2 protein-coding genes and 1 pseudogene are annotated in these 1,323 nt (G+C 37.9%); all 3 read left to right on the top strand.

The genetic code is table 11. From position 1 onward, the window contains the following. Positions 1 to 232: sensor histidine kinase (locus QI30_RS20705; RefSeq protein ID WP_370323645.1), on the top strand; the 232-nt coding region annotated here is incomplete at its 5' end. A 12-nt stretch (positions 233 to 244) separates the two neighbouring features. Continuing rightward, positions 245 to 862: a response regulator transcription factor gene (locus tag QI30_RS19460; protein ID WP_126992124.1), complete on the top strand. Its 618-nt coding sequence runs from the start codon at positions 245 to 247 to the stop codon at positions 860 to 862. A gap of 85 nt (positions 863 to 947) precedes the next feature. Further along, positions 948 to 1,323: pseudogene (locus tag QI30_RS19465) on the top strand (MMPL family transporter); the annotation flags it as partial.

Genomic DNA, 1,323 nt, shown 5'->3' on the forward strand with positions numbered 1-1,323 from the left:
GAATACATTTAAGCATGCACAGGCAAGCTCAATATATGTAAAGGCAATAATTGAACATAACTTACTTGTTTTGGAGATTGAAGATGATGGCATTGGCTACAAACGAGCAAGTAGTAAGAAGCATTACGGTATTATTGGCATGATCGAACGAACAGAGTTACTCAATGGACAGTTTGAAATTTTCCGTAAGCTAGATAAAGGGACGAAAATCATCGTCAAAATTCCGTTATAAGTAGGTGACAAGATGAAAATATTGATTGTTGATGACCATGATATTGTGCGTGAGGGACTGCGACTTGTACTAGAACTTAAAAAGCAGCACGAGGTCATCGGAGAAGCAGAAAACGGACAGCAAGCTCTTGAAATGCTCGAAATATTAGAGCCAGAGCTCATTTTACTTGATTTAAATATGCCCGTACTCGACGGTATTGGTGTATTGCGTGCATTAAAAAAGTCCGGACGACAGATTCCTGTGATTGTCCTGACAACTTATAAGGAGAAGTATATGCTCCTGGAAGCAGTAGAGCTTGGTGTAAAGAGCTATTTACTAAAAGATGCAAAACGTAGTGTTATTTATGAAACAATTACGAAAGTGGCAAATGGTGAAACATGGTTTCCACCAGATATTGAAAAAGCTATTACAGTAGCGAAAGATAGTCAGGCGAATAAATTGTTTTTAACACAAAAGGAGCTTCTCATACTCAACTATCTTTCGAAAGGTCTAAAAAACAGTGAGATTGCAGATAAGCTCTTTATTTCCGAGCGTACGTTAAAAAATTATTTAACGGTCATTTACGAAAAATTACAAGTAAAATCACGTACCCAGGCTCTTTCAGTCGCTATTGAGAAAAATTTAATCTAATGAAAACATGCCCAAACGTCACTACGTTTGGGCATGTTTTCTATCGTACGATAATAATGCATTCAACACGAAAGGAGTAAAGATTTTGGCAAAGTTATTGTACAAATTAGGGTTATTTTCAACACGTCATCCGAAGTCAATTATTGCAGGTTTACTAGCGATTTTAATTGCTGTCGGTGTCATGGCAGTTGTATTAGGGCCACAATTAAAAGATGATATGACAATCCCTGGCACGCCAGCTCAGGATACGATTGATATGTTAAAAGAGGAATTCCCTGAAGTCGGGGACGCTGGTGCTCAAATGCAGATCATTGTGAAAGCACCTGAAGGGAAAACATTAGTCGATGAGGATGTAAAAGCCTCACTAGCAGAATTAGCAGAAGAAGTTTCAGCGATTGATGGTGTCGAAACAGTTGTCACACCTGATATGCTACAAAATTATAATGAAAATCAAACAATCG

Origin of the sequence: Candidatus Kurthia intestinigallinarum, from assembly GCF_003991225.1 — a bacterium.
Lineage (GTDB): Bacteria > Bacillota > Bacilli > Bacillales_A > Planococcaceae > Kurthia > Kurthia populi.

Excerpts from the sequence above, each read along its gene's own strand:
- QI30_RS19460 (WP_126992124.1), top strand. The coding sequence starts at position 245 with ATGAAAATATTGATTGTTGATGACCATGATATTGTGCGTGAGGGACTG.